Origin of the sequence: Streptomyces chromofuscus (assembly GCF_015160875.1) — a bacterium.
GTDB classification, from domain to species: domain Bacteria; phylum Actinomycetota; class Actinomycetes; order Streptomycetales; family Streptomycetaceae; genus Streptomyces; species Streptomyces chromofuscus.
The window spans coordinates 3123158-3144871 of sequence record NZ_CP063374.1; the positions used below are offsets into that span (position 1 = coordinate 3123158).

The 21714-nt window shown below is 70.6% G+C and carries 24 protein-coding genes, 1 tRNA gene, 1 pseudogene and 1 riboswitch; of the genes and pseudogenes, 8 read left to right on the top strand and 18 right to left on the bottom strand.

Annotated elements, in window-relative coordinates:
- Window positions 1-37: 37 nt before the first annotated feature.
- Together IPT68_RS14010 and IPT68_RS14015 are read right to left on the bottom strand one after the other, a co-directional pair.
- The gene (locus IPT68_RS14010) at window positions 38-1537 is read right to left on the bottom strand and encodes an MFS transporter (protein ID WP_189699095.1); all 1500 of its coding nucleotides are present in this window, start codon (window positions 1535-1537) and stop codon (window positions 38-40) included.
- Window positions 1538-1609: 72 nt separating this feature from the next.
- The gene (locus IPT68_RS14015) at window positions 1610-3001 is read right to left on the bottom strand and encodes a DUF445 domain-containing protein (RefSeq protein ID WP_189699096.1); all 1392 of its coding nucleotides are present in this window, start codon (window positions 2999-3001) and stop codon (window positions 1610-1612) included.
- A gap of 244 nt (window positions 3002-3245) precedes the next feature.
- On the opposite strand from IPT68_RS14015, the gene IPT68_RS14020 reads away from it, so the two are divergent.
- A complete protein-coding gene (locus IPT68_RS14020; protein ID WP_189699097.1) occupies window positions 3246-4610 on the top strand; it encodes an SGNH/GDSL hydrolase family protein in 1365 nt (454 codons plus the stop codon).
- 80 nt (window positions 4611-4690) lie between these two features.
- Here IPT68_RS14020 and IPT68_RS14025 read toward each other — a convergent pair whose 3' ends face one another.
- The 4 genes from IPT68_RS14025 to IPT68_RS14040 are packed head-to-tail and all read right to left on the bottom strand — an operon-like array spanning window position 4691 to window position 8094.
- Window positions 4691-5419, bottom strand: coding sequence for a DUF1707 SHOCT-like domain-containing protein (locus IPT68_RS14025; RefSeq protein WP_189699098.1), 729 nt, complete (start codon window positions 5417-5419; stop codon window positions 4691-4693).
- Window positions 5420-5452: 33 nt separating this feature from the next.
- Window positions 5453-6457, bottom strand: coding sequence for an ABC transporter ATP-binding protein (locus tag IPT68_RS14030; protein ID WP_228040448.1), 1005 nt, complete (start codon window positions 6455-6457; stop codon window positions 5453-5455).
- Window positions 6458-6461: 4 nt separating this feature from the next.
- A complete protein-coding gene (locus tag IPT68_RS14035) occupies window positions 6462-7301 on the bottom strand; it encodes an ABC transporter permease (RefSeq protein WP_228040450.1) in 840 nt (279 codons plus the stop codon).
- Entirely contained in the window at window positions 7294-8094 is an 801-nt protein-coding gene (locus IPT68_RS14040) for an ABC transporter permease (protein WP_189699099.1), read from the bottom strand. The genes IPT68_RS14035 and IPT68_RS14040 overlap by 8 nt, the downstream gene beginning before the upstream one ends.
- 197 nt (window positions 8095-8291) lie before the next feature.
- On the opposite strand from IPT68_RS14040, the gene IPT68_RS14045 reads away from it, so the two are divergent.
- Window positions 8292-10676: a transglycosylase domain-containing protein gene (locus IPT68_RS14045; RefSeq protein ID WP_189699100.1), complete on the top strand. Its 2385-nt coding sequence runs from the start codon at window positions 8292-8294 to the stop codon at window positions 10674-10676.
- 11 nt (window positions 10677-10687) lie between these two features.
- Here the strand turns inward: IPT68_RS14045 and sugE are convergent, their stop codons facing one another.
- From sugE to IPT68_RS14060, 3 genes are all read right to left on the bottom strand, one after another.
- The gene (gene sugE / locus IPT68_RS14050) at window positions 10688-11008 is read right to left on the bottom strand and encodes a quaternary ammonium compound efflux SMR transporter SugE (protein WP_189699101.1); all 321 of its coding nucleotides are present in this window, start codon (window positions 11006-11008) and stop codon (window positions 10688-10690) included.
- 34 nt (window positions 11009-11042) lie between these two features.
- Window positions 11043-11110: riboswitch (guanidine-III (ykkC-III) riboswitch) on the bottom strand.
- Between the two features lie 107 nt (window positions 11111-11217).
- Entirely contained in the window at window positions 11218-11574 is a 357-nt protein-coding gene (locus IPT68_RS14055; RefSeq protein ID WP_189699102.1) for a GroES family chaperonin, read from the bottom strand.
- Between the two features lie 44 nt (window positions 11575-11618).
- Window positions 11619-11948, bottom strand: a complete 330-nt coding sequence (locus tag IPT68_RS14060; RefSeq protein WP_189699103.1) for a DUF3618 domain-containing protein — start codon at window positions 11946-11948, stop codon at window positions 11619-11621.
- A 93-nt stretch (window positions 11949-12041) separates the two neighbouring features.
- On the opposite strand from IPT68_RS14060, the gene bcp reads away from it, so the two are divergent.
- The 3 genes and pseudogenes from bcp to IPT68_RS14070 all read left to right on the top strand — a co-directional run bounded on the left by bcp (window position 12042) and on the right by IPT68_RS14070 (window position 12861).
- Window positions 12042-12509, top strand: a complete 468-nt coding sequence (gene bcp / locus IPT68_RS14065) for a thioredoxin-dependent thiol peroxidase (protein ID WP_189699104.1) — start codon at window positions 12042-12044, stop codon at window positions 12507-12509.
- A 158-nt stretch (window positions 12510-12667) separates the two neighbouring features.
- Window positions 12668-12763, top strand: a pseudogene (locus IPT68_RS34040) (HNH endonuclease); the annotation flags it as partial.
- Window positions 12764-12778: 15 nt separating this feature from the next.
- Window positions 12779-12861: transfer RNA gene (locus tag IPT68_RS14070), tRNA-Leu, on the top strand.
- A gap of 45 nt (window positions 12862-12906) precedes the next feature.
- On the opposite strand, the gene rdgB is transcribed toward IPT68_RS14070, so the two are convergent.
- The 4 genes from rdgB to IPT68_RS14090 form a co-directional block, all read right to left on the bottom strand.
- The gene (gene rdgB / locus IPT68_RS14075; RefSeq protein ID WP_189699105.1) at window positions 12907-13509 is read right to left on the bottom strand and encodes an RdgB/HAM1 family non-canonical purine NTP pyrophosphatase; all 603 of its coding nucleotides are present in this window, start codon (window positions 13507-13509) and stop codon (window positions 12907-12909) included.
- Between the two features lie 44 nt (window positions 13510-13553).
- Complete coding sequence (locus IPT68_RS14080) at window positions 13554-13955, bottom strand: hypothetical protein (protein ID WP_189699106.1); 402 nt, start codon at window positions 13953-13955, stop codon at window positions 13554-13556.
- A gap of 156 nt (window positions 13956-14111) precedes the next feature.
- Window positions 14112-14849 (bottom strand): ribonuclease PH, encoded by a 738-nt coding sequence (gene rph / locus IPT68_RS14085; protein WP_189699107.1) that lies wholly within the window; start codon window positions 14847-14849, stop codon window positions 14112-14114.
- A gap of 95 nt (window positions 14850-14944) precedes the next feature.
- Window positions 14945-15178 carry a glucose PTS transporter subunit EIIB gene (locus IPT68_RS14090; RefSeq protein ID WP_189699108.1) on the bottom strand — a complete coding sequence of 78 codons (234 nt, stop codon included), beginning with the start codon at window positions 15176-15178 and terminating at the stop codon, window positions 14945-14947.
- A 184-nt stretch (window positions 15179-15362) separates the two neighbouring features.
- Here IPT68_RS14090 and IPT68_RS14095 point away from each other — a divergent pair, with 184 nt between their 5' ends.
- Together IPT68_RS14095 and IPT68_RS14100 are read left to right on the top strand one after the other, a co-directional pair.
- Entirely contained in the window at window positions 15363-16649 is a 1287-nt protein-coding gene (locus IPT68_RS14095) for a PTS transporter subunit EIIC (protein WP_189699109.1), read from the top strand.
- 164 nt (window positions 16650-16813) lie between these two features.
- Entirely contained in the window at window positions 16814-18079 is a 1266-nt protein-coding gene (locus tag IPT68_RS14100) for a PTS transporter subunit EIIC (RefSeq protein ID WP_189699110.1), read from the top strand.
- Between the two features lie 80 nt (window positions 18080-18159).
- Here IPT68_RS14100 and IPT68_RS14105 read toward each other — a convergent pair whose 3' ends face one another.
- Complete coding sequence (locus IPT68_RS14105; RefSeq protein WP_189699111.1) at window positions 18160-18912, bottom strand: MBL fold metallo-hydrolase; 753 nt, start codon at window positions 18910-18912, stop codon at window positions 18160-18162.
- A 236-nt stretch (window positions 18913-19148) separates the two neighbouring features.
- Here IPT68_RS14105 and IPT68_RS14110 point away from each other — a divergent pair, with 236 nt between their 5' ends.
- Entirely contained in the window at window positions 19149-19595 is a 447-nt protein-coding gene (locus tag IPT68_RS14110) for a type II toxin-antitoxin system PemK/MazF family toxin (RefSeq protein WP_189699112.1), read from the top strand.
- Between the two features lie 16 nt (window positions 19596-19611).
- Here the strand turns inward: IPT68_RS14110 and IPT68_RS14115 are convergent, their stop codons facing one another.
- The 4 genes from IPT68_RS14115 to IPT68_RS14125 form a co-directional block, all read right to left on the bottom strand.
- On the bottom strand, window positions 19612-20562 hold the full coding sequence (locus tag IPT68_RS14115) for a PLP-dependent cysteine synthase family protein (RefSeq protein WP_189699113.1): 951 nt from the start codon (window positions 20560-20562) through the stop codon (window positions 19612-19614).
- 14 nt (window positions 20563-20576) lie between these two features.
- Window positions 20577-20855 (bottom strand): MoaD/ThiS family protein, encoded by a 279-nt coding sequence (locus IPT68_RS14120; protein ID WP_189699114.1) that lies wholly within the window; start codon window positions 20853-20855, stop codon window positions 20577-20579.
- A 113-nt stretch (window positions 20856-20968) separates the two neighbouring features.
- On the bottom strand, window positions 20969-21064 hold the full coding sequence (locus IPT68_RS34815; RefSeq protein ID WP_322734600.1) for a putative leader peptide: 96 nt from the start codon (window positions 21062-21064) through the stop codon (window positions 20969-20971).
- A 102-nt stretch (window positions 21065-21166) separates the two neighbouring features.
- The gene (locus IPT68_RS14125; RefSeq protein WP_189699115.1) at window positions 21167-21589 is read right to left on the bottom strand and encodes a Mov34/MPN/PAD-1 family protein; all 423 of its coding nucleotides are present in this window, start codon (window positions 21587-21589) and stop codon (window positions 21167-21169) included.
- Between the last annotated feature and the right edge of the window lie 125 nt (window positions 21590-21714).

Sequence of the window (21714 nt, forward strand, 5' to 3'; positions counted from 1 at the left end):
CCCCTGAAGCCCTCCCCCGAGCCCCTCCAGCCACCCCCTAGGCCGTCGCCCTCGACGTCTGCGCCCCCGTCGTCACCGACAGCGGCGTCGCGATGTCCTCCAGCGAGCGTCGCTCCGCCTTCACCGCGAGGAACGCCGCCACCAGCCCGGCCACGCACATCAGCGCCGCGCCGATCTGGAAGGCGATCACCGTGTCGGACACCACGCCGGACTCGGTCAGGTCGGCGAAGATCAGCGGGCCGCTGATGCCGCCCGCCGCGGTGCCGAGGGCGTAGAAGAAGGCGATGGCCATGGCCCGGGTCTCCATCGGGAAGATCTCGGAGACGGTGAGGTAGGCGCTGGACGCGCCCGCCGACGCGAAGAACAGCACCGCGCACCAGCACGCCGTCAGCGTCGTCGCCGTCAGGGAGCCCCGGTCGAACAGCCAGGCCGTGCCGAACAGCAGCAGGCCGGACAGCAGGTAGGTCGAGGAGATCATCACCCGCCGGCCCACCGTGTCGAAGAGCGGGCCGAGCAGCAGCGGGCCGAGGAAGTTGCCGGCCGCGATGACGGCGAAGTAGTAGCCCGTGTTGCCCGTCGGCACGTCGAAGAAGGTGCTGAGGATGGTGCCGAAGCCGAAGGTGATGGCGTTGTACAGGAACGCCTGCCCGATGAAGAGGGCGAGGCCGAGCACCGCGCGGCGCGGGTAGCGGGCGAAGACGGTCCTGGCGATCAGACCGAAGCCGATGCTCTTGCGCTGCTGGATGGTGATCTCACCGGCCGGCGGCGGGAGCGGCTCGCCCTTCTCCTGCTCGATCTCGCGTTCCACCGACGTGACGAGGGCCTCCGCCTTGTCCCCCTTGCCGTGGATGAACTGCCAGCGTGGCGACTCCGGGACATGGCGTCGTACGAGCAGGATGACCAGGCCCAGGACGACGCCCAGCGCGAAGCTCAGCCGCCAGCCGAGGTCCTTCGGGAAGATCGCCGTGTCCAGCATGACGATCGACAGCAGGGCGCCGCCGATCGCGCCGAGCCAGTAGCTGCCGTTGATGATCAGGTCGACCCGGCCCCGGTACAGGGACGGGATCAGCTCGTCGATCGCGGAGTTGATCGCCGCGTACTCGCCGCCGATGCCGAAGCCGGTGAGGAAGCGGAAGAGGAAGAACCACCAGGCTTCGAACGACAGGGCCGTCATGGCCGTCGCCGCCAGGTAGACCGCCAGGGTCACCATGAACAGCTTCTTGCGGCCGTAGCGGTCGGTCAGCCGGCCGAAGAAGAGGGCGCCGGCACAGGCGCCCGCCACGTACAGTGCCGCCGCGATGCCGGTGACCTGGGCGGCGGTGATGTCCAGCCCGCTGCCGTCCTCCGCCAGCCGGCCGGCCACGTTGCCGACGATGGTGACTTCGAGGCCGTCCAGAATCCAGACGGTGCCGAGGCCGATCACGATCATCCAGTGCCACCGGGACCACGGCAGCCGGTCCAGGCGGGCCGGTACGGACGTGGTGACGGTTCCGGTGGAGGCGGGCACAGAGGCCGGCGACGACGAAGCTGCTGTCATGGCTCCCTCTCCGTTGAACGACCCCCTCTCGTGTGCCCGGAAAGCGGGAGGTCACGCCGGAGAGGCCCGGGGCTACGCCCCCACCATGCGCGTGACCGTGTAGATCAGCAGCCCGGCCAGGGAGCCCACCACGGTGCCGTTGATCCGGATGAACTGCAGGTCACGGCCGATGTGCGCCTCGATCTTCTTCGTGGTGTGCTCGGCGTCCCAGCCCGCCACGGTGTCAGTGATCAGCAGGGTGATCTCGCTGCGGTACGTCGTCACGACGTGCACCGCCGCGCCCTCCACCCAGCTGTCCACCTTGCCCTGGATCTTGGGTTCGGTGGCCATCCGGGCGCCCAGGGACAGCAGCGAGGCCCGCACGCGCAGCCGCAGCTCGCTGCGCTCGTCCTCGGCAGCGGAGACGATCATGGATCGCACGGCCGTCCAGGCGGAGGCGATCAGGTCCTGGACCTCGCCCCGGCCGAGCACCTCGCCCTTGAGCCGCTCGACCTTGGCGCGGGTGTCGGTGTCGGACTGGAGATCGGAGGCGAAGTCGGAGAGGAAGCGGTCCAGGGCACCGCGGGCCGGGTGGGAGGGCATGTCCCGCATCTCGGCGCAGAAGCGCAGCAGCTCCTTGTAGACCCGCTCGCCGACCTTGCGGTCGACGAACCGCGGCGTCCAGCCGGGCGCGCCGCCCTGCACGGCGTCCATCACGGAGTCGCTGTGCAGCACCAGCCAGTCGTGGGCGCGGGAGACGACCAGGTCGACGACGCGTTTGTGGCCGCCGTCGGCGACGACCTTCTCCAGCATCTTGCCCATCCCGGGCGCGATCTCCTGGACGCCCGCCCGCCGGGTGATCGCCTCGCCGACCACCGCCTGCACGTCGGAGTCGCGCAGCACGGTCAGCGCGCCTCTCAGGGCGGTCGCCAGCTCGGCGGTCACCCGGTCGGCGTTCTGCGGTTCGGCGAGCCAGGCGCCGAGGCGGCTGCCGATGCCGACGGCGCGCAGCCGCTGGCGTACGACGTCCTCGGAGAGGAAGTTCTCGCCGACGAACTCGCCCAGTGAGACGCCCAGCTGGTCCTTCTTCGTCGGAATGATCGCGGTGTGCGGGATGGGGATGCCGAGCGGGTGGCGGAACAGGGCGGTGACGGCGAACCAGTCGGCCAGCGCGCCGACCATGCCGGCCTCGGCGGCGGCGGCGACGTAGCCCGCCCAGGGGCCGGCGCCCGCGTTCGAGGCCCACTTGGCCAGGACGTACACCACGGCCACGAACAGCAGCAGGCCGGTCGCGGTGAGTTTCATCCGGCGCACCCCGCGCCGCTTCTCCTCGTCGGCGGGGCTGAACGTCGTCATCGCCCGGACGGCGGACGCGGGTACGCCTCGCGTGCCGCCGGCGCGGTTACCGGCGGCGTCCGGCCGGGCATGCTGCTCTACGGCAGCTGCTCCTGTTTCACCTGATTGATCCGGTTTTGTGCGTTCCATCCGCTCCACCCGTTCCCGAGCCTCCACTCCACATTGTCCCTTCCTGACCGACTCCTGGAACGGGACGAGAGTTCCCGGCGTCTCCTGAGGGGGTGGCGTGCGAGTCGAACGGCGTGTGAACTGGCGCGGCCGAACGGGTTCCGTCCCCGGAGTTCCACCCCACTCCCCCGGACTCCGTGGCGCATCATGGGGTGATCACATCGGAGCCGCGGGCTCCCCTTCCGCCCGAGGAGACAGGCACCGCATGACCAGGCGCCATCACGCCGGGGGCGTGGGGGTGTCCCCCACGAAGCTCAGCGCCTTACTCGCCGCGATCGTCTCGCTGATCGTGGCCGTGTCCGTCGCCCTGTACGCCGGAGCCGCCTCCGACGTCGGAACGGCACAGCGCGCGCTCCCAGGTCCGCGCCCGCCGTACGACCCCGCCGCCCCCGCCTCCACCGGCACGTGGGTCGGCGCCTGGTCGACGTCCCCGTCCGCCGCCGAGCCCGGCACCGAGGCGGCCGGCCTGCACGACCGGTCCGTGCGCAACGTCGTCCACACGAGCGTCGGCGGCACGGCTGCCCGGATCACACTGTCCAACCTCTACGGCCGGCTGCCGCTGACCATCACGCACGCCACGATCGCCCTGGCCGCCGCCGACGACAGCGCGGCCGCGGCGCCGGACACGATGCGGCGGCTCGCGTTCAACGGCGTCCCCACGGTCGTGATCCCGCCGGGGCAGCAGGCGATGAGCGACGCGGTGCGCATCACCGTCCCCCACGACAGCGACGTCCTGATCACCACGTACGCCCCGGCCGAGCCGGGCCCGGTCACCGTGCACACGAAGGTGCGGCAGATCTCGTACGCCGCGCGGGGCGACCACGCCGAGGACGTGACCGGCGCGCCGTACACCCAGCGGGTCGAGGCCTGGCGCTATCTGACCGCCCTGGACGTGCTCAGCAGGGAGTCCGACGGCACCCTCGTGGCCTTCGGCGACTCCCTCACCGAGGGCCACTCCTCCACCGTGGGCGCCAACCGGCGCTGGCCGGACGTGCTGGCGAAGCGGCTGCGCGAGGCGGCCCTGGCGGACCTGGACGTGCCCCGGTACGGCGTCGTCAACCAGGGCATCGGCGGCAACCGCGTGCTGACCGGCGGTCTGGGCCGCCCCGCCGACAACCCCAGCGGCCTCGACCGCTTCGGGCGTGACGTGCTGGGCCGGACGAACGTCAAGGCCGTCGTCATCGACCTCGGCGTCAACGACATCCTGCGCCACCCGTCCGTCACCGACGCCGACCAGATCCTCGACGGCCTGCGCACCCTGGTCGGCCAGGCCCACGCCCGCGGCATCCGGGTGATCGGCGCGACCCTGATGCCCTTCGGCGGCCACCGCGGCCACAGCGCCGACCGGGAGGCGGTGCGTCAGGAGATCAACGCCGAGATCCGGTCCGGGCGGGTCTTCGACGCGGTGGTCGACTTCGACGAGGCGCTGCGGGACCCGTACGACCCACGGCGCTTCCACCCGGACTACGACTCCGGCGATCATGTGCACCCCAACGACCGGGGCTACGACCGGATGGCACACGAGTTCGACCTGACGACGCTGAAGGGCTCGGCCCCGACGCGACTGTGACCGTGACGGGACTCCCTCCGGCGTCCCTCGCGGCGCGTGTGCCATGTCCCTCACAGTGCCGCTCGGCATCCCCCGCCGCGCTACTCCGCGTCCCCGCGCCGCCGCTCGTGCCCCCAGCCGTGCGTCGGGTCGCCGTGCCCCAGCATCCGCCGGTCGCTCCCCTCGGCCTCCCGCTGCTCGCGGCGCCGCCGGTCGCGCGTGGGCTTGCGCTCCACGCCCACCCCGCCCCAGAAGGCGAACCCGGAGACGATCACCCGCGGGGCGCCCGGGTCGCCCGGCACTCCGTCCTCGCGGCTGTCGAAGCCGCCCATGATGCCGATACCGCGGACGACGACCTCCACTCCGGGCGGTACGACGATATTGACGCCGCCCATGATCGCCACGCAGCTGATCTCGACCTCGCGGTCGGCGAAGTTCGCCTCGCGCAGGTCGATCTCCCCGCCGCCCCAGAACGTGAAGCACGTGAACCGCTTCGGCACGGTCCAGCGCCCCTTGCGCTGGAACCCGGACATCACGGCGACGCCCGCCGTCGAGGACCCCTCGCCCCCGGTAATCCGATCCGCCCAACTCCCCCGCTCGGCGGGCTCCTTGACCATCGACACCGACGGCCCCGACGTGCCGCCCGCGACCGGCAGGTCCCGTGTGATCGGCGCCAGCTCCCCGTACGTCCGTGCCTCGTACGTCGCGTCGAGCCGCTCCTCGAACTCCGCCATGTCCAGGCGCCCCTCCGCGAGGGCGTCCCGCAGGATTTCGGCGACTCGCTCACGATCGGCGTCGGAGGCACGCAGCTCCGGGACATCGTCGGTCATGGACAGCAGCCTACGGTTTCGCCGCCCCCGGCACTATGCGCTCGCCCGCTCCTCGTACATCCGGGCGATCACGGCCTCGATGTCCGGCTCCCGCACCGACAGGTCCACCAGCGGGTGCTCCGCGGCGATCCGCGCCACCAGCGGCGCCGCCGACTGGGCAGCCGGGAAGGCCAGCCACTGCCGGGGCCCCTCCACCCGTACCACCCGCGCGGGCGCGGGCACCTCGATCGGCGGCAGTTCGCGTTCCAGGTCCACGACGAGGGTCCGTTCGCTCTCCCCCACCTCGTGCAGTCCGGCGAGCGGGCCGTCGTACATCAGGCGCCCGTGGTCGATGACCATCACGCGGGAGCAGAGCTGCTCGATGTCCTGCAGGTCGTGCGTGGTGAGCAGCACCGTCGTGCCCCGCTCGGCGTTGAGGTCGCGCAGGAACTCCCGCACCCGGGCCTTGGAGACGACGTCCAGGCCGATGGTCGGCTCGTCGAGGTACAGCACCTCGGGGTCGTGCAGCAGCGCCGCCGCGATGTCCCCGCGCATCCGCTGGCCGAGCGAGAGCTGCCGTACCGGCACGTGCAACAGCTCGCCCAGCTCCAGCAGTTCGACGCATCGCTCCAGGTTCGTGCGGTAACGGGCGTCGGGGATGCGGTACATGCGGTGCATCAGGCGGTAGGAGTCGATCAGCGGCAGGTCCCACCACAGCGTCGTCCGCTGCCCGAACACCACCCCTATGCGGTGCGCCAGCCGCGTCCGCTCCCGGGACGGGTCGATGCCCGCGACCCGCAGCCGCCCGCCGCTGGGGGTGAGGATGCCGGTCAGCATCTTGATCGTGGTCGACTTCCCGGCGCCGTTCGGCCCGATGTAACCCACCATCTCGCCGCGCGCCACGCGGAACGAGATCCCGTCGACGGCCCGCACCTGCCGCCGCTCCCGCTTCAGCCGTCCGGTCTTCCTGCGCACGTCGAAGACCTTCTCCACCCCGTCGAGTTCGATGAAGCCCTCGACGTCCTCGCTACCCGCGCCCACGGTCCGCGTCACTGTCACCGGCCTAACTCCCCGTACTGCGATACGACATGAGCCCCGCCCGCCAGGCCAGCCCCGCGAGCGCACAGCACGCGACCGCCACCAGCGGCGGTGTGAAGGCCACCCAGTCGGGCAGGTCCAGCGGATACGGCCGCTCCAGGATGTGACTCGCGGGCAGCCAGTTGACGAAGGCGAGCGGCAGGACGAAGGTCACGCCGCGCACCAGTTCCTTGCCGAACACGGTCGGCGGGTACTGCAGCAGGGTCGTACCGCCGTAGGTGAACGCGTTCTGCACCTCGGAGGCGTCCTGCGCCACGAACTGGAAGGCGGCGCCGCCGATGAACACCGCGCTGAAGATCGCCGCGCCGCTGAGCAGCATCACCGGCATCAGCAGCACCTTCAGCGGTGTCCAGTCGATGTCCAGGTGCGCCAGCGCGAAGCCGAGGACCAGCGCTCCCTGCACGACCCGGCCCAGCCGGCGCAGCGCGAACCGGTCGGCGGCGACCTGCGCGAGGACCGGCGCCGGACGCACCAGCAGCGTGTCCAGCGTGCCGTCCCGCACCCGGCGCCCCAGCCGCTCCATCGAGCCGATGGCCAGGTCGGCCAGCCCGAAGGCGATGCCGCTCAGGCCGTACAGGAAGGCGATCTCGGGCAGCGTCCAGCCGCCGAGCGCGTCCACGCGGGAGAACATCAGCAGGATCGCCACGAAGTCCAGCGCGGTCGCCGCGAAGTTCCCGGCCGTCGTCATCACGAAGGAGGCCCGGTAGGCCATCGTGGACTTGATCCACATCACGACGATCAGTCCGTAGACCCGCAGCCCCTCGGCGACCCGGCCGGCCCGCGCCGCCCGCACGGTCTCACCCACCCTGGACCACCACCCGCCGCGTCGCCGCCGACTGCACCAGCCGCCCCGCCGCCAGCAGCGCCACCGCCCACGCGCCCTGGAAGAGATACGTGCCCACCGGATCGGCCCGGCCCAGCAGCACATCCGCCGGCGCCTGCAGCAGCGACGACCAGGGCAGGGCCCGCACGACCTCGCCGAGCATGCCCGGGAAGACGTTCAGCGGCAGCAGCATGCCCGAGCAGAAGAAGCCCAGCAGCCACGCCATCTGCGTCGCCCCGGTCCCGTCGAGCAGCCAGAACGCGCTCAGCGCCAGCAGGTACCGGATCCCGAAGCTGACCACCATCCCGAGCAGCACCGCCACCAGACACGCGGCCCACGTCACCGGGTCGGACGGCAGCGCGACGTCGAAGGCCAGCGCCCCGAACGCGAAGGGCACCACGCCGCGCCCCAGCAGCTGGAAGAAGGCGCGGCCCACGTCGCTCGCCAGCCACCACAACTGGAGATCGGCCGGCCGGTACAGGTCGATCGCGACATCACCCGTACGGATGCGTTCCATCAGCTCGGTCTCGAAACCGCCACCCCCGATCGCGAGCGTCGACAGCAGCGCCTGCCCGAGCCACACGTAGGTGACGGCCTGAGCCTGGTCGTACCCGCCGAGCTGCGGTCTCTCGTCCCACAGGGCGAGGTAGGTGTACACGAGGATCAGCCCGAAGACGGTGTTGGTGAACACCCCGGCGGCCGTGGCCGCCCGATAGGTCGCGTACCGTCGGAAATTCCCCACCGCGACGGCCGCGTACAACCGTCCCGTGCCCACACCGAACCACCGTCCCCGACCAGCCCGACACCGAAGCGCAGGAGCCTAGTACGCGGACGGGAAGGCCTGCCAGGCGTTTTCCGGCGTTCAGCTGCGGGATTCGCTGCCCGGATCCGGGAACGGAACGCCCGGTACACGTGTCTTCGCTTGGGGGCACAGATGACCAACGAGGGAAAAAACAGGAGTTCGTGCACGACATGAGCGACGAGCCGCAGCCGCAGCAGCCGAACCAGGGCGGGCCCGGGGAGGGGAGACCCGAGCGGCCGAGGCGCACCGGCTGGCGCCGGATCATCCCGACCTGGCGCACGGTGCTGGTCACCTGCGTCGTCGGCGTCCTGCTGCTGATCGGCCTGTTCTACCTCGGCTACTCACTGGTCAGGATCCCGCCCGCGAACGCGCTGGCGACCAAGCAGAGCAACGTCTACCTGTACGCCGACGGCTCCCAGCTCGCCCGGGACGGCGAGGTCAACCGGGAGAACGTCGCCCTCGCCCAGATCTCCAAGGACGCGCAGCACGCCGTGCTGGCCGCCGAGGACCGCGACTTCCACACCGAGTCCGCGATCGACCCCAAGGCGATGGTGCGGGCGGCCTGGAACACGGCGACCGGCAAGGGCAAGCAGTCCGGCTCCACGATCACCCAGCAGTACGTGAAGAACTACTACCTGGCCCAGGAACAGACGGTCACCCGGAAGGTCAAGGAGTTCTTCATCTCGATCAAGCTCGATCAGGAGAAGAGCAAGAACGAGATCCTGGAGGGCTACCTCAACACCAGCTACTTCGGCCGCAACGCCTACGGCATCCAGGCCGCCGCCCAGGCCTACTACGGCATGGACGCCACCGAACTGGACGCGGCCCGCGGCGCCTACCTCGCCGCGCTGCTGAACGCGCCCAGTGAGTACGACGTCGTCGCCCACCCGGAGAACAAGCGGGCCGCGCAGGCCCGCTGGAACTACGTCCTGGACGGCATGGTCAAGGAGGGCTGGCTCACGCGGTCCGAGCGGGCCGGCCTGAAGTTCCCGATGCCGAAGGAGGCCACCGTCTCCACCGGCATGTCCGGGCAGCGCGGCTATGTCGTCGACGCGATCAAGCAGTACCTCGTCGCCCACGACGTCGTCGACGCGGACTCCCTCGAAGCGGGCGGCTACCGCATCACCACCACCCTGCAGAAGCCCAGGCAGGACGCCTTCGTCAAGGCCGTGAACGACCAGTTGATCTCCAAGCTGGACAAGGAGAACCGCAAGGTCGACACCTACGTCCGCGCGGGCGGCGCCGCCGTCGACCCGAAGACGGGCAAGGTCGTCGCGATGTACGGCGGCATCGACTACGTCAAGCAGTACACCAACGGGGCGACCCGGCGGGACTTCCAGGTCGGCTCCATCTTCAAGCCGTTCGTCTTCACCTCGGCCGTCGAGAACGGCTCCGCCACCCAGAACGGCACGCCCATCACCCCCAACACCTACTACGACGGCACCAACAAGCGCCCGGTACAGGGCTGGAGCGACGCCTACGCGCCGGAGAACGAGGACCAGGTGTCGTACGGCGACATCACGGTCCGCGAGGCCACCGACAAGTCCGTCAACGCCGTGTACGCGCAGATGGCCGTCGACGTCGGCCCCGACAAGGTCGTGCGGACCGCGGTCGACCTCGGCCTGCCCTCCAGCACCCCGGAACTCGGCCCGTACCCGTCGATCGCGCTCGGCGTGGCGCACGCGAGCGTCCTGGACATGGCGGAGGCGTACGCGACGCTCGCGAACCACGGTGAGCACGGCACGTACACCCTGATCGAGAAGATCACCCGGCAGGGCTCCGAGGTCGTCGAGCTGCCCGAGCGGCGCACCACCCAGGCCGTCAGCCGCGAGGCCGCCGACACCACGACGGCGGTCCTCCAGAGCGTCGTGGAGAACGGCACCGCCACCGCCGCGCAGGCCGCCGGCCGCCCGGCCGCCGGCAAGACCGGTACGGCGGAGGAGGACCAGGCGGCCTGGTTCGCCGGCTACACACCCGACCTCGCCACCGTCGTCGCCGTGATGGGCCAGGACCCGGTCACCGCCGACCACGAGTCGCTGTACGGCGCGATGGGCCTGGAGCGCGTCAACGGCGGCGGGGCGCCCGCCGAGATCTGGGCCCAGTTCACCAAGGACGCCCTCAAGGGCACCCCGGTCACCGACTTCGACCTGCGGCTCCAGGACGGCGCCGACGTGGTGTACCAGCCCCCGGCCCCGCCCGCCGGCGACCGGGAGACCGACGTTCCCGGGGACGAGGAGACCGCCGGCACCGGCGATCCCGCGACCCCGGGCGAGGCGCAGGGCGGCACGACCGACGGCGGGGCGACGGCCGACGGCGGTACGACGTCCGGGGGCACGCCCACGGACGGCGGGCCGACCGGCGGGGAGACCGACGGGACCACCACGGACGGCGGCACCACCACCGACGGCGGCACGACGACCGACGGGGGCACCACCACCGGCGGTGACACGACCACGGGCGGCACGAGCTCCGGCGGCACCCTGGGCGGCATCACCGGCGGCGGAACGTCCACGGGGACGACGACCTCGGGGACGCAGACCACCCGCGGGGAGTGAGCCCCGACGGGTCAGTGACCGGAGGTCGCCTTCAGGCCGACGACGGCGACCAGCAGCAGACAGACGAAGAAGATCCGGGCGGCGGTGGCCGGCTCGCCCAGCAGCACCATGCCGAGCACCGCCGACCCCGCCGCCCCGATCCCGACCCAGACGCCGTAGGCGGTGCCGATGGGCAGGGATTTCGCGGCGTACGAAAGCAGCAGCATGCTGGCGACGATGCCGGCGCCGGTGAACAGGCTGGGGACGAGCCGGGTGAAGCCGTCGGTGTACTTCATCCCGATCGACCAGCCGACTTCGAGCAGGCCGGCGACGAGCAGCAGAACCCAGGCCATGAGAGGCACCTCCGGAGACGGGCGGACTGACGGCGGTGCGTCGTCTTTGCCTTCGACCCGGTACGGCGCGTCTCGTCGGGTGCCTTCCCAACGTAGCAAAAGGCGGAAGTCTCCCCGGCCAGGCTCCCGGCGGGCCCCTCGGCACCCCTGCCCGTCGACAGCCGAAAGGGCCGGTGACAACGGTCACCAGCCCCTTCGCCCCGCTCGTTCTACAGGTACAACCCCGTGGAGTCCTCGGACCCCTCGAACCGGTCCGCGGCCACCGCGTGCAGGTCGCGCTCGCGCATCAGGACGTACGCGACGCCGCGCACCTCCACCTCGGCGCGGTCCTCCGGGTCGTACAGGACCCGGTCGCCCGGCTCCACGGTGCGTACGTTCTGCCCCACCGCGACGACCTCCGCCCACGCCAGGCGACGGCCCACGGCCGCCGTGGCGGGGATCAGGATGCCGCCGCCGGAACGCCGCTCGCCCTCGCTGGTGTCCTGCCGCACGAGCACACGGTCGTGCAGCATCCGGATGGGCAGCTTGTCGGGATGGGTGCTGTGGTCGTTTCTCTTACCGCTCACGCTCTTGAACCTACCTGCATCCACAACTTTCGTACGCCGGTGGGTCAGCGCTTGCGGCGCCGGGTGCCGAGCGCGAGCAGTCCGACGACGCCGACGGCGACCAGCGCGACGGGCAGCACCCGCGTCATCCGGGGCGAGCCCTCCTCGTCCACGAACTGCCGCCTGACGTCGCTCATGACCCGGTTGACCTGGACGTACGCCCGTCCAAGGGTGTGATCGACATTCGACACGACCTTGGCCTTCGCGTCCCCGACGATCGTCTTCGGGTGCACCCGCACCCCGATCTCGTCGAGCGTCTCCGCCAGCACTTCGCGGCGGCGCCTGATGTCCGCCTCGATCTGCGCCGGGGTTCTGGTGTCCGACGTGTCCGCCACCGTACGGCCTCCGAAGTCTGCTGATGCTGTTCCGGACAGTCTGTCAGTTCCGCGGGCGACCGCACGGTCAGGACCCCCGGTTACGCTGGTTCGATGAGCGAACGACTCCAGCCCGGGGATGTGGCCCCCGCCTTCACCCTGCCCGACGCCGACGGCAACGAGGTGTCCCTCGCGGACCACAGGGGCCGCAAGGTCATCGTCTACTTCTACCCCGCCGCGCTGACGGCAGGCTGCACGAAGCAGGCCTGCGACTTCACGGACAACCTCGACCTGCTGGCCGGCGCCGGCTACGACGTGATCGGCATCTCGCCGGACAAGCCCGAGAAGCTGTCGAAGTTCCGGGAGCAGGAGTCCCTGAAGGTCACCCTGCTCGCCGACCCCGACAAGCAGGTGCTGGAGTCGTACGGCGCCTTCGGCGAGAAGAAGCTCTACGGCAAGACCGTGGTCGGCGTCATCCGCTCCACGGTGATCGTCGACGAGGAGGGCAAGGTGGAGCGCGCCCTCTACAACGTCAAGGCCACCGGCCACGTCGCCAAGATCATCAAGGACCTGGGGATCTGAGAAACGCACAGCGGCGGCTCGCAGCGGGGTGACCCTGGCGCGGGCCGCTTCGCATTCCCCGCGTGACCGCCCGGAAGGCGGTTCGTTACTCAGTACGAGGCCACGAACGGGTGGTCGAGAACGGAGGGGGACCGATGGGGGCCAGTGTGTACACGAGCCGGCGGGAGAATCTCCGGCTCCTCTGCCCCAATTGTCACGCGATCACCAGCACCTGGTGCAGGGGCGGGAATCGAAGCCGTACTGATCCCCGGTAGCATGGGCGGGCACAAGCGGCCGTTGCTGAATGGTATAAGCAGAGGTTTTAGGTGCCTCGGGGCATTTGCCCATGTGGGTTCGACTCCCATCGGCCGCACGCGAGCAGAGGGGCCGCTCGGACAAGCGGCCCCTCGTCCGTCTCTCAGCCCAGCAGCTCCCGCACCACCGCCACCAACCCCCGGAACGCCTTCCCCCGGTGGCTGATGGCGTTCTTCTCGTCGGGGCTCATTTCCGCGCAGGTGCGCGTCTCGCCGTCGGGCTGGAGGACCGGGTCGTAGCCGAAGCCGTGGGTGCCGGCCGGCTTGTGGCGCAGGACGCCCTTCAGGCGGCCCTCGACCACGCGAGCCGTGCCGTCCGGCAGGGCGAGGGCCGCGGCGCAGGCGAAGTGGGCGCCGCGGTGTTCGGTCGGGACGTCCGACAACTGGGCCAGGAGCAGGTCCAGGTTGGCCTTGTCGTCCCCGTGCTTGCCCGACCAGCGGGCCGAGAAGATGCCCGGCGCGCCGCCGAGGACGTCGACGCAGAGGCCCGAGTCGTCGGCGACCGCCGGCAGGCCGGTGGCCCGGGCGAGCGCGTGGGCCTTGAGCAGGGCGTTCTCGGCGAAGGTGACGCCGGTCTCCCGGACGTCGGGGACGTCCGGGTAGGCGTCCGCGCCGACGAGTTCGTGCCGGAGGCCGGCGTCGGCGAGGATCGCTTTCAGCTCGGCGATCTTTCCGGTGTTGCGGGTGGCGAGGATCAAGCGGGTCATGCCCTCAGTATCCAGGCCCGCCGGCCCGGCCCGCCGCGCACGGGTTACGGCGTGCAGACCTTGGTGAGTTCGCCGGCCGCGTCCGTGACGGGGCTGATGTCGGGGGTCTCGTCGCCGTTCTGCACCGACGTACGGACGTTGTCGACGGCCTTCTGGAGGTCGTCGACCGCCTTGTTGACGTCGGCGTTGTCCGTCTTGTCGCCGATCTCGCCGAGGTTCTGCTCGATGGAGTCGAGGGACTCCTGGAGCTGGGTCGGGTCGTTCGCCGCGCTCTCGACGGCCTGCTGGAGGTCCGTGACGCTGTCGGCGATGGCGTCGGCGGTCTGGACGCAGTCGAGTGCCTTGTTCACGGCGTCGCAGCCGGTGGTGAGCCCGGCGGTCAGCGCGACGGCCGCCAGGGTGGCGGCGACGGCTGAGGTACGGCGTCGGCGGCGGCTCGCGGACATGGAACGGTCCCTCCCTCGGGTCGGGCCCGGCGGGCCCGGTTGCTGGCCGGGCGCACAGGGATGAGCCGTGCGCCCGTATCTCATGAGACGCGACGACGGTCGGTTCGGTTGCCCGCACCGACCACCGCTTTTTGTGCGCCCTTTACCTTCGGTGCGCTACTTCTGGAGCGCCGCGTCGAGCGCCGCCCGCTGCAGCTGGGCGAGTTCCGCGCAGCCGGCCACCGCGAGGTCGAGCAGCGCGTTGAGCTCCTCGCGGGCGAAGGGTTCGGCCTCCGCGGTGCCCTGGACCTCGACGAACCGTCCGTCGCCGGTGCAGACGACGTTCATGTCGGTCTCGGCGCGCACGTCCTCCTCGTAGCAGAGGTCGAGCAGGGGGACCTTGCCGACGATGCCGACCGAGACGGCGCTGACCGAGCCGGTGAGGGGCTGGCGTCCGGGGCGGATCAGCTTCTTGGCCCGGGCCCAGGCGACGGCGTCGGCCAGGGCGACGTACGCGCCGGTGATGGCGGCGGTGCGGGTGCCGCCGTCGGCCTGGAGGACGTCGCAGTCGAGGACGATGGTGTTCTCGCCGAGCGCCTTGTAGTCGACGACCGCGCGCAGGGAGCGGCCGATGAGGCGGGAGATCTCGTGCGTACGGCCGCCGATCCTGCCCTTGACCGACTCGCGGTCGCCGCGGGTGTTGGTGGAGCGGGGCAGCATGGCGTACTCCGCGGTGACCCAGCCCTCGCCGCTGCCCTTGCGCCAGCGCGGGACGCCCTCGGTGACCGAGGCGGTGCAGAAGACCTTGGTGTCGCCGAAGGAGACGAGGACGGAGCCCTCGGCGTGCTTGCTCCAGCCGCGTTCGATGGTGATCGGGCGGAGCTGTTCGGGAGTGCGGCCGTCGATTCGAGACATGCGTCGAGCCTAGCCGCCCGTCCCGGCTGCTCGGCCCCCGATGCGGAAGGGGCCCTTCCCGGTGCGGGAAGGGCCCCTCGCGTGTGAGGCGGTCCTCACATCATGTCCTCGATGTCCGCCGCGAGCGGGTCGGCGTCGGTGCCGATGACGACCTGGATGGCGCTGCCCATCTTCACGACGCCGTGGGCGCCGGCGCCCTTGAGGGCGGCGTCGTCGACCAGCGAGGGGTCGGCCACCTCGACGCGGAGCCGCGTGATGCAGCCCTCGACCTCTTCGATGTTGTCGATGCCGCCGAGCCCGGCAACGATCTTCTCAGCCTTGCTGGCCATGTCCTTCTCCCTGATCCGACCTGGTCCGAAGCGCTTTGTCGCAGTAACCCACAGTTGGCCCAGCTTCGCGAGCGGTCATGGCGTACGTACCGAATGATGGCGTCACGACAGCGGAACCTTCCGCCGACTGGTCTACACCACCGGGCGGACGGTCGCCAAACCCGGTCCCTCCGGGAGGAGTCCGATGAGTGCCGACAGCGCCGCCCGTCCCGCTCACAGCCGCTGGAGCACTCTCTTCCAGGGCCTGCAGAAGATGGGGCGCAGTCTTCAGCTCCCCATCGCCGTCCTCCCGGCCGCGGGCATCCTCAACCGGCTCGGCCAGCCGGACGTGTTCGGCGACGAGGGGCTCGGCTGGACCGATGTGTCCAAGGTGATGGCGGGCGCGGGCGGGGCGCTGCTCGACAGCTCCCTCGGCCTTCCCCTGCTGTTCTGCGTCGGTGTGGCGATCGGCATGGCGAAGAGGTCGGACGGTTCGACCGCGCTCGCGGCGGTGGCCGGGTTCCTCGTCTACTACGCGGTGCTGCGCCAGTTCCCGCAGGAGTGCCCGGTCGGGGCGCGGGTGGTCGCCGCGGGCTGTCAGGCGAACGACGGGACGGTGTCGGCCTTCACGTACCAGAACCCGGGCGTCTTCGGCGGCATCGTGATGGGTCTGCTGGCCGCCTACTTCTGGCAGCGCTACCACCGCAAGAGGCTGGTGGACTGGCTCGGTTTCTTCAACGGTCGGCGGCTGGTGCCGATCGTCATGGCGTTCGTGGCGATCGCGTTCGCGGTGCTGTGCCTGTGGGTGTGGCCGCCGGTCGGTGCCGCGCTGGAGAGCTTCAGCGACTGGCTGAGCGACCTGGGCGCGTGGGGCGCGGGCGTCTTCGGCGTCGCGAACCGCGCGCTTCTGGTCATCGGCCTGCACCAGTTCCTGAACGTGCCCATCTGGTTCCAGTTCGGCACCTACACCGAGCCCGACGGCACGGTGGTCCACGGCGACATCAACATGTTCCTGGCGGGGGATCCGGACGCGGGCCAGTTCACCACGGGCTTCTTCCCGATCATGATGTTCGCCCTGCCTGCAGCGGCCCTCGCCATCACGCACTGCGCCCGGCCGGACCGCCGCAAGGAGGTCGGCGGTCTGATGCTGTCGGTGGCGCTGACGTCGTTCGTCACGGGCATCACCGAGCCGCTCGAATACTCGTTCCTGTTCGTCGCGCCCGTGCTGTACGTGGTCCACGCGCTGCTGACCGGGGTGTCGATGGCGGTGTCGTGGGGGCTCGGGGCGAAGGACGGGTTCAGTTTCTCCGCCGGTCTGATCGACTACCTCATCAACTGGAACCTGGCGACGAAACCCTGGCTGCTCATGCCGATCGGGCTGGGTTTCGCGGTCGCGTACTACGCGGTCTTCCGTTTCGCGATCACGAGGTTCGATCTGAAGACACCGGGGCGGGAGTCGGAGGACGAGGTGGAGGACGTCGCCAAGTCCTGACCTTCCGGGCACTGCGGGTAGCGGTTCCGTCGCAGGAATCGCGGGTTCCTTATGCCACCTTCACGTGCTACAAAAGGTCTACACCACTGAGTGGTGTAGACCACCGGACGCCGCCGTCCCCCTTCCCTTGTCCCCGGGCGGCGCCATGCCCAATGGAGGAAGTTGTGTCCACGGCCAGCGCCGCAGCAGCGGCCGAGAAGAAGAAGGGCTCCGGCGCGATGGCTGTCCTGCAGCGTATCGGGCGCAGCCTGATGCTGCCGGTGGCCGTGCTGCCCGCCGCCGCGCTGCTGGTCCGCTTCGGCAACCCCGACATGCTCGGCGACCCGTCGTTCCCGGCCTTCCTGACGAAGATCGCGGGCTTCATGACCGCCGGCGGCAACGCCATCCTCGACAACATGGCGCTGCTCTTCGCGGTGGGCATCGCGATCGGCTTCGCGAAGAAGTCGGACGGCTCGACCGCCCTCGCGGCCGTCGTCGGCTACCTGGTCTTCAAGAACGTGCTGGCCACGTTCACCGACGGCAGCCTGCCGAAGAAGGAAGCCATCGTCGACGGCAAGATCGTCATGGTCGAGCAGGCGGTGGACGCCAAGGTGCTCGGCGGTGTGGTCATGGGCCTCGTCGTCGCCCTGCTCTACCAGCGCTTCTACCGCACCAAGCTGCCCGACTGGGCGGGCTTCTTCGGCGGCCGCCGTCTGGTCCCGATCCTGGCGGCGTTCGCGGGCCTGGTCATCGGCATCGTCTTCGGCTACATCTGGCCGGTCCTCGGCACGGGTCTGCACAACTTCGGTGAGTGGCTGGTCGGCTCCGGCGCGGCCGGCGCGGGCATCTTCGGTGTCGCCAACCGCGCGCTGATCCCGATCGGCATGCACCACCTGCTGAACTCCTTCCCGTGGTTCCAGGCGGGCGAGTTCGAGGGCAAGAGCGGCGACATCGCCCGCTTCCTGGCCGGTGACCCGACCGCGGGCCAGTTCATGACCGGCTTCTTCCCGATCATGATGTTCGCCCTGCCCGCCGCGTGCCTGGCGATCGTCCACTGCGCCCGCCCCGAGCGCCGCAAGGTCGTCGGCGGCATGATGTTCTCCCTCGCGCTGACCTCGTTCCTCACCGGTGTCACCGAGCCGATCGAGTTCACCTTCATGTTCATCGCTCCGGTCCTGTACGCGATCCACGCGCTGCTCACCGGCGTCTCGATGGCGCTGACCTGGGCGCTGGGCATGAAGGACGGCTTCGGCTTCTCGGCCGGCGCCATCGACTTCGCCCTCAACCTGGGCATCGCGACCAACCCGTGGGGCCTGGCGCTGGTCGGGCTGTGCTTCGCGGCGGTCTACTACGTGGTCTTCCGCTTCGCGATCACCAAGTTCAACCTGCCGACGCCGGGCCGCGAGTCCGACGAGGAACTGGCGGAACTGCAGAAGGCCGAGGCGAAGTAGGCCTGGCCGGTCACGACCGCACGAAGGCCCCCGGAGCTCGGTCGCTCCGGGGGCCTTCGTCGCGTCCTGCGGGCCGGATCTCAGATCTCGTACGACTTCCCGGGCGTCGCCAGCTCCACCGGGCCGCCGTACACCGCGCGGGCGTCGGCGAGGTTGACCTGCGGGTCGGTCCACGGGGGGATATGGGTCAGCAGCAGCCGGCGGGCGCCCGCCCGGTCGGCCGTCTCGCCCGCCTCGCGGCCGTTGAGGTGCAGGTCGGGGACGGTTTCCTTGCCGTGCGTGAAAGCGGCCTCGCACAGGAAGAGGTCGGCGTCCCGGGCGAGTTCGTCCAGGGCGGGGCTGACCCCGGTGTCGCCGGAGTACGTCACAGTCCGTCCGGCGTGCTCGAGGCGGATGCCGTAGGCCTCCACGGGGTGGGCCACCCGTTCGGTGTGCACGGTGAAGGGGCCGATGTCGAACGTGGACGGCTTGACCGTGTGGAAGTCGAAGACCTCGCTCATCGAGGAGGCCGAAGGGGTGTCGGCGTAGGCGGTGGTCAGCCGGTGCTCGGTGCCTTCGGGGCCGTAGACCGGCAGCGGGGCGCAGCGGCCGCCGTCGTGCCGGTAGTAGCGCGCCACGAAGTAGCCGAGCATGTCGATGCAGTGGTCGGCGTGCAGATGGCTGAGGAAGATCGCGTCGAGGTCGTAGAGACCGCAGTGGCGCTGCAGCTCGCCCAGGGCGCCATTGCCCATGTCGAGGAGCAGCCGGAAGCCGTCGGCCTCGACGAGGTAGCTCGAACAGGCCGATTCCGCGGACGGGAAGGACCCCGAGCAGCCGACGACGGTGAGCTTCATGAAGCAGAAACCTCCGCGGGCGGTATGGAGAAACGGGGGTCGTGCGGGTCCGTCGAGCGTAAGGCGCAAAACGTCCGGTCGCTCCTCCGCCAGGGGCCGTTGTGGGGGAACTCACCTGTGTTGTCACCGGTTCGGCTGGACGCGATGGGGGTGCCCCCACGCCTTTTGGGCTGTGGGGGAGCACACGACGTGGCGGAGGGCGCGCGTGCGGGTGCGTACGCCGGTAACGTCATCGTATGGACACGTCCTGGTGGTTGGCACTCGCAGCGGTGGTGCTGCTCGCGCTGGTCGCCGCGCTCGTGGACGGCTGGGGGCGGCGACGGCCCGAGGGCCGGCGGACACGTCCGCCGGGGCGCGCCGAGGGACCGGCCGCCCGGCCGCGTGCGGCGGAGATCTGGTGGGCGAACGTGCCCTACGAGGACGGGCCCGGCGCGAAGGACCGGCCGTGCCTGGTGCTGGCGGTGCACGGGCGGCGGGCGACGGTCGCGAAGATCACCAGCAGGTTCCACGACGAGCGGGCCGGGGTGATCCCGCTGCCGCCGGGTTCGGTCGGGGACACCCAGGGCCGGGCGAGCTTCCTGGAGACGGACGAGCTGCGGGAGGTCGCGGTGTGGGACTTCCGGCGGCGGGTGGGGGTGGTGGACCCGGTCCTGTGGGACCAGGTCCGCCACCTGGCGACCTGAGGCCGGCCGGCGCCGCTCAGGCCCAGAGCTGGCCCTGGAGGGTCGCGATCGCTTCCTCCGTCGTCGCCGCCGTGTAGACGCCCGTCGAGAGGTACTTCCAGCCGCCGTCGGCGACGATGAAGACGATGTCCGCGCTCTCGCCGGCCTTCAGCGCCTTCTTTCCGACGCCGATCGCCGCGTGCAGGGCGGCGCCGGTGGAGACGCCCGCGAAGATGCCCTCCTGCTGGAGCAGTTCACGCGTCCGGGTGACCGCGTCGGCGGAGCCGACCGAGAAGCGGGTGGTCAGCACGGAGGCGTCGTACAGCTCGGGCACGAAGCCCTCGTCGAGGTTGCGCAGGCCGTACACCAGGTCGTCGTAGCGCGGCTCCGCGGCGACGATCTTGACGTCCGGCTTGTGCTCGCGCAGGTAGCGGCCGACGCCCATGAGGGTGCCGGTGGTGCCGAGGCCCGCGACGAAGTGGGTGATCGAGGGCAGGTCGGCGAGGATCTCCGGGCCGGTGGTGGCGTAGTGCGCGCCCGCGTTGTCCGGGTTGCCGTACTGGTAGAGCATCACCCAGTCCGGGTGCTCGGCGGAGAGTTCCTTGGCGACCCGTACGGCGGTGTTGGAGCCGCCCGCGGCCGGCGAGGAGATGATCTGCGCGCCCCACATGCCGAGCAGGTCCCGGCGTTCCTGCGAGGTGTTCTCGGGCATCACGCACACCATGCGGTAGCCCTTGAGCTTGGCCGCCATGGCGAGGGAGATACCGGTGTTGCCGGAGGTGGGCTCCAGGATGGTGCAGCCCGGGGTCAGCCGGCCGTCCTTCTCCGCCTGCTCGATCATGTGCAGGGCGGGGCGGTCCTTGACCGAGCCGGTGGGGTTGCGGTCCTCCAGCTTCGCCCAGATCCGGACGTCGGCGGACGGCGAGAGCCGCGGCAGGCGCACCAACGGGGTGTTGCCCACCGCGGCCAGCGGGGAGTCGTAGCGCATCGGGGGTTCGGGCCTCAGGCCATGCCGCCGGCCACGGCCGGCAGGATCGTGACGTTGTCGCCGTCGGCGAGCTTGGTGTTGATGCCGTCGAGGAAGCGGACGTCCTCGTCGTTGAGGTAGACGTTGACGAAGCGGCGCAGCTGGTCGCCGTCCACGATGCGGGCCTGGATGCCCGCGTGCCGGGCGTCGAGGTCGGCGAACAGCTCGGCGAGGGTCTCCCCGGTGCCCTCGACTGCCTTCTGGCCGTCGGTGTACGGGCGGAGGATGGTGGGGATGCGGACCTCGATGGCCATGGCTCAGGGCTCCTGTCGGGAGAAGTCAGGTCGATAGGACGCGCGGCAGCGCAGATACGGCAGATTGTGCGTAGGGCGCCGCGGCTCACGGCCGTACGGCGGCAGGGTCGGCGTCAACAGATGGCGCTGGCGAGCCTGCACAGGTCGACGTGCAGCCGCGCCACGAGCAGCGTGCCCGGCGTCTTGTCGCTCACGTCGAGGAAAACCATGGGCTCATCGTATCGATTCCCGGTCCGGGTCCTGGTAGGTGATCTCGGATGGTGGATGAATTCTGACCGAATCCCGGGACGGGGATGCGGATCCGGTCCGGATCAGTAGGCCTGCACGACCTTGACCTCCTCCTCCGTCACCTCACCGTCGACGATCCGGAAGGAGCGGAACTGGAAGTCGCCGAGCCCGTCGGTGTCCGCGGTGGAGACGAGGACGTAGTGCGCGCCGGGCTCGTTGGCGTAGGAGATGTCCGTGCGGGAGGGGTAGGCCTCGGTCGCCGTGTGGGAGTGGTAGATGATCACCGGCTCCTCGTCACGGTCGTCCATCTCCCGGTAGAGCTTGAGCAGGTCCCCGGAGTCGAACTCGTAGAACGTGGGCGAGCGGGCGGCGTTCAGCATCGGGACGAAGCGCTCGGGTCGGCCCTCGCCCACCGGGCCCGCGACCACGCCGCAGGCCTCGTCGGGGTGGTCCTCGCGGGCGTGGGCCACGATCTGGTCGTACAGCGCCTGGGTGATGGTCAGCATGCTCGTCAGGATAAGCAGAAGGGCCGTCCCGTACCGAGGGGTGGTACGGGACGGCCCACATGCCGGACGTCCTGAGCGGCGGCGGCAGGGAGTGCCACGAGTACTCCCCGCCGCCGGACGTCCTG